This is a genomic window from Flavobacterium sp. (assembly GCF_023151265.1).
Taxonomy (GTDB): Bacteria; Bacteroidota; Bacteroidia; order Flavobacteriales; family Flavobacteriaceae; genus Flavobacterium.
In genome coordinates this window covers 1-7,855 of record NZ_JAKLJH010000149.1, presented here as the reverse complement: position 1 = coordinate 7,855, position 7,855 = coordinate 1, and the positions used below count along the sequence as shown (strand labels likewise).

The 7,855-nt window shown below is 36.1% G+C and carries 10 protein-coding genes; 3 read left to right on the top strand and 7 right to left on the bottom strand.

What is annotated here, in order from left to right; translation table 11 throughout:
- Positions 1 to 359: hypothetical protein (locus L6Q46_RS11990; RefSeq protein WP_291284498.1), on the bottom strand; the 359-nt coding region annotated here is incomplete at its 3' end.
- Positions 360 to 483: 124 nt separating this feature from the next.
- On the opposite strand from L6Q46_RS11990, the gene L6Q46_RS11985 reads away from it, so the two are divergent.
- The 3 genes from L6Q46_RS11985 to L6Q46_RS11975 all read left to right on the top strand — a co-directional run bounded on the left by L6Q46_RS11985 (position 484) and on the right by L6Q46_RS11975 (position 3,432).
- Entirely contained in the window at positions 484 to 1,599 is a 1,116-nt protein-coding gene (locus tag L6Q46_RS11985; protein WP_291284497.1) for an IS110 family transposase, read from the top strand.
- A gap of 442 nt (positions 1,600 to 2,041) precedes the next feature.
- A complete protein-coding gene (locus tag L6Q46_RS11980; protein WP_291284496.1) occupies positions 2,042 to 2,518 on the top strand; it encodes a hypothetical protein in 477 nt (158 codons plus the stop codon).
- Between the two features lie 227 nt (positions 2,519 to 2,745).
- Positions 2,746 to 3,432: a hypothetical protein gene (locus tag L6Q46_RS11975; RefSeq protein WP_291284495.1), complete on the top strand. Its 687-nt coding sequence runs from the start codon at positions 2,746 to 2,748 to the stop codon at positions 3,430 to 3,432.
- A 75-nt stretch (positions 3,433 to 3,507) separates the two neighbouring features.
- Here L6Q46_RS11975 and L6Q46_RS11970 read toward each other — a convergent pair whose 3' ends face one another.
- The 6 genes from L6Q46_RS11970 to L6Q46_RS11945 form a co-directional block, all read right to left on the bottom strand.
- Positions 3,508 to 3,810, bottom strand: a complete 303-nt coding sequence (locus L6Q46_RS11970; protein WP_291284494.1) for a hypothetical protein — start codon at positions 3,808 to 3,810, stop codon at positions 3,508 to 3,510.
- 236 nt (positions 3,811 to 4,046) lie between these two features.
- A complete protein-coding gene (locus tag L6Q46_RS11965; RefSeq protein WP_291284493.1) occupies positions 4,047 to 4,418 on the bottom strand; it encodes a hypothetical protein in 372 nt (123 codons plus the stop codon).
- 161 nt (positions 4,419 to 4,579) lie between these two features.
- Positions 4,580 to 4,750, bottom strand: coding sequence for a hypothetical protein (locus L6Q46_RS11960; RefSeq protein ID WP_291284492.1), 171 nt, complete (start codon positions 4,748 to 4,750; stop codon positions 4,580 to 4,582).
- 821 nt (positions 4,751 to 5,571) lie between these two features.
- Positions 5,572 to 6,345, bottom strand: coding sequence for a DUF4365 domain-containing protein (locus L6Q46_RS11955; RefSeq protein WP_291284491.1), 774 nt, complete (start codon positions 6,343 to 6,345; stop codon positions 5,572 to 5,574).
- 624 nt (positions 6,346 to 6,969) lie between these two features.
- Positions 6,970 to 7,302, bottom strand: coding sequence for a DUF1905 domain-containing protein (locus tag L6Q46_RS11950; protein ID WP_291284490.1), 333 nt, complete (start codon positions 7,300 to 7,302; stop codon positions 6,970 to 6,972).
- Positions 7,299 to 7,661 (bottom strand): hypothetical protein, encoded by a 363-nt coding sequence (locus L6Q46_RS11945; RefSeq protein WP_291284489.1) that lies wholly within the window; start codon positions 7,659 to 7,661, stop codon positions 7,299 to 7,301. The genes L6Q46_RS11950 and L6Q46_RS11945 overlap by 4 nt, the downstream gene beginning before the upstream one ends.
- Positions 7,662 to 7,855 lie beyond the last annotated feature (194 nt).

Genomic DNA, 7,855 nt, shown 5'->3' with positions numbered 1-7,855 from the left:
AAAAGAACTTCTGCTTCAAGCCCAATATTTAAAAAGGTAAGATTTTCTTTAATGAAGTCAGCTCTAAGATCGTAAGATTTATTGTCCTGATATCCAATATAGGGTGCAAGCCTTCTGATGGAAACTGGAAAGCGATAATAATAAACAGAATGAGGAAGTTCTTTCATTAATTCTATTTGATGCTGTTCTAACTTTTCCACTAAAAGAGTTGGCGAAAATCCTAACATGCCTAAATTATTTTTAAACTTGGGTTTTGAGCTTAGGTTGTACTTTAAAACATCTAATTTTTCTTCAGAATAAGAACTTCCCGCTGATAGATAAAAATCAGCACCCAGATATAAACTAAACTGAGCCAACATAGAGGATAGAAGATATAGACGGCCCTCATTTTAACCGAGGGCTACCGACAAAAGGCATAACCGTTTGATTGGTACCTCAACTGGAGTTCAAATGAATCTCCAAACACATTGAGAGGAGCCGTCTATGAATAAAAAAGTAATCTATATCGGAGTTGATGTCGATGATAATGCATTCCATACTACCGCATTGTTTCCTGAAACTGGGGAGGTTTTGGAATACAAATGTAAACCCACCTTTCATGGGCTATTGAGTCGATTGGCAGAGCTTAAGGCAAAATTTCAAGATTTTAATGTTCGGGTTTGCTACGAGGCGAGCTATTTGGGATTTTCACTTTGTCGCGATCTTATTGCTGCCGGATATGACTGCCAAGTTGTAGCACCAAGCAGTATTCCTCGGGTTCATGGCAATCAGGTTAAAACAGACCGTATTGATGCAGGCAAACTTGCACAGTTTTTCGCAACTGGAATTTTGACATTTGTATCTATTCCAGAAAAAGAAATGGAAGCTGATCGTGATTTAACTAGAACCAGACAGTATATTTTGCATCAGTTAGCAGAAATCAGAACACATGTTCAATCATTGCTTCGAAGAAATGGAATTAATTTCAAATCTGAAACTGAAAACAAATCCCACTGGACGAAGCTGCATATTTCTTGGCTCGACAAAAAAGCAGAGTCGTTAAATGGCTCGCTGAAAAATAATTTGAAGTTATTACTGCAGCAGATGAAGTGGCTCATGTATACATTGGCAGAATATGACAAAGCCATCGAAGAGCTCGCTCAAACAGAACGATACAAGAAACAAGTCAGTTCATTGATTTGCTATCATGGAATAAAAAATATTTTTGCGATGGTGATGATCACTGAAATTGGTAACGTCAATCGCTTTGCACATCCGAATCAGCTGTCGTCGTGGATTGGATTCGATGTTAGAGAATACTCATCTGGTGGAAAACATAATCGGTTTGGTATCACAAAGCATGGTAATCGATATTTGCGAACAGCTTTTGTTGAAGCCAATCAGAAGCTACCAAGAACGAAGCGGATACATGACAAACTAAGATATAGAAGAAAAGATATAGATCCGGCACTTGTTCATATTGCTGATAGATGTTTAGAGAGATTAGCGAAAAAAGGCAGTCGTTTATTGTATGCAGGGAAACATCCAAACAAAGTCAAAGTCGCTTGTGCTCGTGAAATGGTTGGCTTTGTATGGGAATCACTGAAAACTGTTGCCTAAATAATTTTATATTTATTTTGATCAAAAAAAACCAGTTCGTAAGAGAAAGGTTTTAAAGAAGAGGCTAAGACAGAATTTGGGAAGCCCACGAGAACGTCCTTAGGTTAAAGCACCTGTGGATAGATAGTGGTAACCCCGATAGTGGTAACCCCGATAACGAACAAATCTTAATGTGTTAACCAGCGCACGAATACGAGGATGTTAGTTCACGGTCACAAGCCAAACTCTTTTAAAAAACCAAGGAAATTTCTCTTGACGAAGGGGCCGTCTATACGAGGACGTATAAAAGCTGATTTTGCTCTTTGCCAAAGTATTCCCCGGCGGGCTCGGGCCCCTTTATTAACAAAGCAACCCGAAAACCCTTATGTTCCGCGCTCACCGCGATTCTCTTTAGAATCAAGAACAAACTTTATCTATACTACAACAAACTAACGCTTCAAAGTTGGAGATTACGCTTCATCAATTTATGCCTAGTTTCCATATGGAGCATTGTGTTTTTGCTGCTTTTCTGAGTCAAGGATCTAGCTACAAAGACTGTGGCAAGCCTTGTGAAAAGCATCGAGTGCAATTAAAAGATCAGTTTGGCAATCTCCATGAAATCAAACCAGATCCTGAGTGTCGCAATACTATGTTCAACTCTAAAGCCCAAACAGCACTTAACTTTATCCAGCCGTGGCTTGATCAAGGACTTCGTTCATTTCGCTACGAAGCGCTTAATGAAATTGGAGAAGAACTCATTTCTAAGTTGAAACATTATGAAAACTTTTTTCAAGGAAAACAAGGCTTACAAGAAACACTTACTCACCTCAAAACCCAAGAAAAATATGGCTTAACAGAAGGACACTTTTCTCATGAACATAAGTTTCAATCTAGAAAAAAGAGTTTTTCTTTTTTGAAAGAAGATAAAAATTCTCTTTAAAAGAAGACAACTACCACTAGATTTTTATAAAATTATATTTAAACTTGGAATCTTTTAAGTCAAAATGTACTAAATTGGGACTGGACCCGTTGTGTTCTTCTTTTTTGTAAGAACAAAAAACTCAGCTCTTGAAAGAAGTCAAAAATGCCATTTCAGAAGTACTACTTAGTATGCTAGAATTAAGGTAACAGTTAACATCAGCATCAGAGATGAGGATGACAGTAACCATGAAAAAAATTTTAATCTTTTTAAGTTTAGGCTTTACTATCTGGCTTTTGTCATGCTCTGAAAAAAAATCATCTTCAGAAGTGAGCTATGATTGTACAACTGTTGATAGCTCTCTCAGGCAACCCCAAACCATTGCCGAGGCCTTAAATCTCATCAATGCTCTTCCAAAACCGCTAGGCCTTGATTGTTTTCTTCTTGCACTAAAACCTCCATTAAAAGTGTTTGCAACTAATAGCACTTTCAGCGCACAACCAGCTCAAGGAAATTCAAGTCCAAGAATTTTTATCATACAAAACACTTTAGTTCTTAGTGTAGTACCAAGTGGATCAGGAAGAACTTTTCTTGAGTTTGGAGAACTTAAATCAGGACAGAGTTTCAAAGCTGAAATCCAATTTCCAATTGATAACAGTGTGACCTACGAGCAAATCAACAATCACCTTTCCTCTGGAGGCACAAACTCTAGCTGTGTCAGTTGTCATTTTGCAGAGGCTAAATCGCCATACACTACCGGAAAAAGTTTATTTATTTCTAATATCCTGAGACCTGATGAATCGCAGCGTGTTGGTCAAACCTTTATGAAAATTCAAGCCGAAACCTGTAATTCCGAAACAAACAAATACCGCTGCGATATTTTAAAAGCCATTTATATGAACGGCGCAGCCTACGATGCCTCATTTCCCTATTAATCAACATGCAAAAATTGCTTTATGAATTAATCGCTATTTAAGCTAATTTAAACCAAACTATAACTTATTGTTGCGCTACAAATTAGCTTTACGTGCCAACTTTAGCCAACTTTTAAAAGTTTTTCTTAACAAAAAAATTGTACTTTTAGGCGCCTTATATAGAAAGTCCAACTCAAAAACAATCCACTCATTATTTAGATTTTTTATACGGTGAGCTTTTCTTTTACCAGAAGCCACCGCTATTTTTATAGCCTGTGGATTTAACTTCAAAAACTTCTGTCTTTTTTTTGGATCAATCGCCACCAAAAGTTGATAGTCACCATGCTCAGCAAAAAACAAAGCCGTTTGAGGAATTCTTGCTTGATGACAAAACTGCACCGACTCCGGCGTAAAAAAGTTTTCTGGTATATCAATATCAAAACAGGGCTAGGACGTATAAAAGCTGATTTTGCTCTTTGCCAAAGTATTCCCCGGCGGGCTCGGGCCCCTTTATTAACAAAGCAACCCGAAAACCCTTATGTTCCGCGCTCACCGCGATTCTCTTTAGAAAAGCCAAAATTAGAATCAATGTCAGTACCGAAAATACTTTTTGATATTTCACTCTTTAAAATCCTTTAGTTCTGTTTTTGTGGATAAAGCGACATATACACAGTCGCTCGAAGCATCGGAAATCGAATTTCCAAATAGCTTTGTAATTTTGAGTCTAACGTTGCGCTTCCGACAGGATTCAAAAATTTGACTTGGTTTTTATTTTTTTCATCAACAATCATTCGAGCGTAAACCGTATATTTATCAACCACGTTGTGATTTTTAACCAAGTAGTAAGTGTACCCTGGAAACATCATGAGTCTGATTTTGTAGTACGCTGTATTTTCATCCTTAAATGCAGCACCCACCAAAAGTTTAGCTTCAATAACATTATCTTTGCGAAACCCCGTGAAGATTTCGTGTTTATCTGATTTTATTTCTTTATTTGACTGTTTCATTTTTTAATTCTTTCCCCATTTTTAAGTTCATTAATCGCACTCGTGTCTGTAGGTTAAAAAATTTATCCCACAGAAGTTTTCTTGATCTCAGTTGTGGCGACATCACATCCCAGAGATCGACCAAGGCTTTTTCAAGCTGATCTAGTTTTTGTTGATTTAATTTAAGCGGCTGGATCTGCATCTAATAACCCCCGCAATTGTTTCTCAATAATTTCAATTTTTTTAATAAGATCTTCGTTTTCAACCAGTTCTTTCACTGGAAGTAGCCCATAGAACTCACGAAAGAGTTGTCTTATTTTTTGTAGCTCATAGTTCATAAAAATTTGTCCCACATTTTTCTTAAACGTTCTGTGTGATCTGCATGACTGTGTGGTTCGCAGAATTCACGAAACTCTTTAGGAATAACTTCCTCAGCGTGAATTTCTTTATTGAACCAGCATCGAATGCGCCTCATCGTTTCCGAAATTTTTCTTCGGGTCACTTTGCAGTGGCAACACTCGGCATGAATTTGATCGAAGAGTCTTTTCTCTTCATTGTATGCTTCTGTTTTCATTTTTTTATCTCCCTGTTTTTGTGTTTCGAGTGCGCGCCACTCAAAGAGATATATTTCAATGAAAGTGCCATCACTTGCTGGCACGGCTTAAGTGCTTGAGATGATTTTAGAAAATTAAATTTTTGAATTTTTTGTGTGAGTTTGAAAAATCAAATTTGTACGTGATCACGAACGGCTGATTTAAAAATGTTTTGAGTTTTCAATATGATAAGTGCTGTACGTAAAAAACAGGGGTGTTCGCGTTTCCGAACGGCTTGGTTATGACAATTGAGTTTTTTCGTTAAATTTAATCGACTTTAAACAATGATCAATACTTAAAAGGAGCTTGGGTGAAATCTAAGGCGCTTATTAACGATAAGGTCTGGCTAAGATTTTCGATTGGTGAAACCAGCTTTCAACAAAAGCCCGCGTTTTGTCATCGGACTAATTTGAAAACTGAAACTGAGTTTTCCCATCTAATGGAGCCTTACATACCTTACTTTCGGGTTTTAATATTTAGTTACTTTCAATTTCCGTTTAATTTTCAAAAGTGGATTAATATTTGTCCACGGCGAGAAATCCTGTAAAAATGGTAGTTGTTCGCTAAATAAAAAAACTTAATTATCGCATCCCGTGGACAGAGTTACCAATCCTAAATCTAAATTCCGATTCAATTCTTCTGGATAAATATTTTAAAGGCCCGTAATTAAAATGTTTTGCACTTTTTAGCAGGCTATTAGACTCGAGCTTTGGAAAGCATTGTGCGATGTAAAAATTAGCCTGATTATAAAGTTCAGTGGTGTAAAACTCCCGCATATTATCAATTTCGACAGTGTCGAGAGAATTTTCAAGTGTATCATGAATATTTTTAACAACTTCAATTACGGAAAATCTATATAATTTAGCAACTTCATATAGCCATGCTTGCTGCTTTTCATCACCTAAATTTCTTAAATTTATTTTATTTTTAAAATCGTTATACGAATTTCGATACCTGAAATCAACAATATCAAAAAATATTTTTTCACAATCTCGAGCAACAAAAAATAAAATGATGGGCTCCCGAAGTATGGAGTAATAATCAAATTCTTTTTTTTTAACTTTACTTTTATACTTCGATTTTAATGACTTTAAATTAGTAAAAGACTTTGTTTGGCATTTTATAAAAAAACCCAAAGATTTTACTGTTCGATTAGACTTAAGATTCTTATTTTCTGCATCATTTTCTTCCTCATCTTTTGATTTTTCAATTTCCATAAATTCAATTTCGCCATCTATTCCGATATCAACATAACCATTTTCCCTGAAAACATGACCAATCTTGAAGACTTGATTACAAACAAGAAGTTCGGCATAGCGACCATCGAAAGAAGTTTTTAAAATTTTTCCAGACATGGATAAATAGTAATCTCATTTCGAGTGAAAAATATATCACTATTGAAGATAACTGGACCAAACATTTTAGTAAGAGAATTAAATTTATTAAAACAATTGCTCTTGGATTGGTCTATTGACGAAAAGAAAATCTAGTAGCTCTCATTTCTAGTCTTTAAAATTAATTTTAGAATCTTATTTTTCTCAATATGTAAATACGAGATTAATTTATTTGAGACGACAGGAGCAGTGCTAGTTTAGTCATAAACAATTTTTCTGATCTTTCTCAAATTATTTCTCATCTCGAACAAATTTAAATCTACAAATTCATTTTATTCAGCCACGCACTCGATCAATTCAAGCTAAAATAATATATTTTTATATTTCAACAGAAACTCAGTGATACAGCATTAAGCTTTCCGTCCGCTAAAAATGAAAACTCTGAACTACATAAATCCGCGAGTCCAGTCTCTAAATTCTCAAAATATTTTAGTTGGATTGAACTAAAATGAAGGCTATTACCCATAGCACTTGGCAATAATGAGCTTTTGAAAATGTATCAGCTAATCCCATAGCGAACTGAAATCGCACCAAAAGCATCTTCTAAAAGTGATTTAGTAGCCCCTTCAGTACCATCCAAATCGGCTACCAATTACTGTCATCGAACTCTAACGAGCATGTCGCGGCATCATCAATCTCAAGACATACTTTGCTTCGAATTTCCGCCTTTACAGGCAAAATATATGATCCAATCTTTGTATCGAACCAAACCGCTGTTCGCCACTTGATTTTACCAATTTCACATGTCGTCTTAAGCCGCCCCCATCCCTCTTCCGAGGAGAGATGGTATTTTCGAATTTTCAATGAAAGGCCTTTTGGCAAGGTCAAGAAGTACCATCCATTTGGGCCACGATACTTCCACAGCTTTGCTTTAAAAACACAGGTTGGTCTATTACTCTTCCTGACTTTATTTCTCATTTTTTAACACCGCCAACTCGCTCGTAATGTGAAAAAATCATACTTTTTTCATCCATTTTAGATATCACAGCTCCGGCCGTCAGATCAGTCATCACATATTCAGAAGCTTTTTTTGCTAATTTGATATCCGACCAAACTACAAAGTCGATCCATCGGCCATTTTCTGCGCTATAATAATAGTCTCTGGATTTAAATCCTTCAAACTTTTTGATTACCTTGTTAAGGTCCATCATGAGCTTTTTTTGCTCTTCTATATTGACTCCTTCTTTGAACTTTACCGATACAATCTCAAAAGCATCTCCCGCTGTTGCCAAGTTAGAAAATAACATAATTAAACCTCCTATGAATATTAGTTTCATATCAATCTCCTTGTGAGACCAGTGTATGAATATATATGTCACTTTAAGGCATATATTGTGATAGGGTTATGTGTATGGCTAAAAATAATAGCAGGTCAGTACAAAATAGAATGAGCCGACTCCTCGGTCTACTGAGATCCGATGATCACTGGACGACATTGGCTCTTGCGCAAGCCCTTGAAGTTTCTCATCGA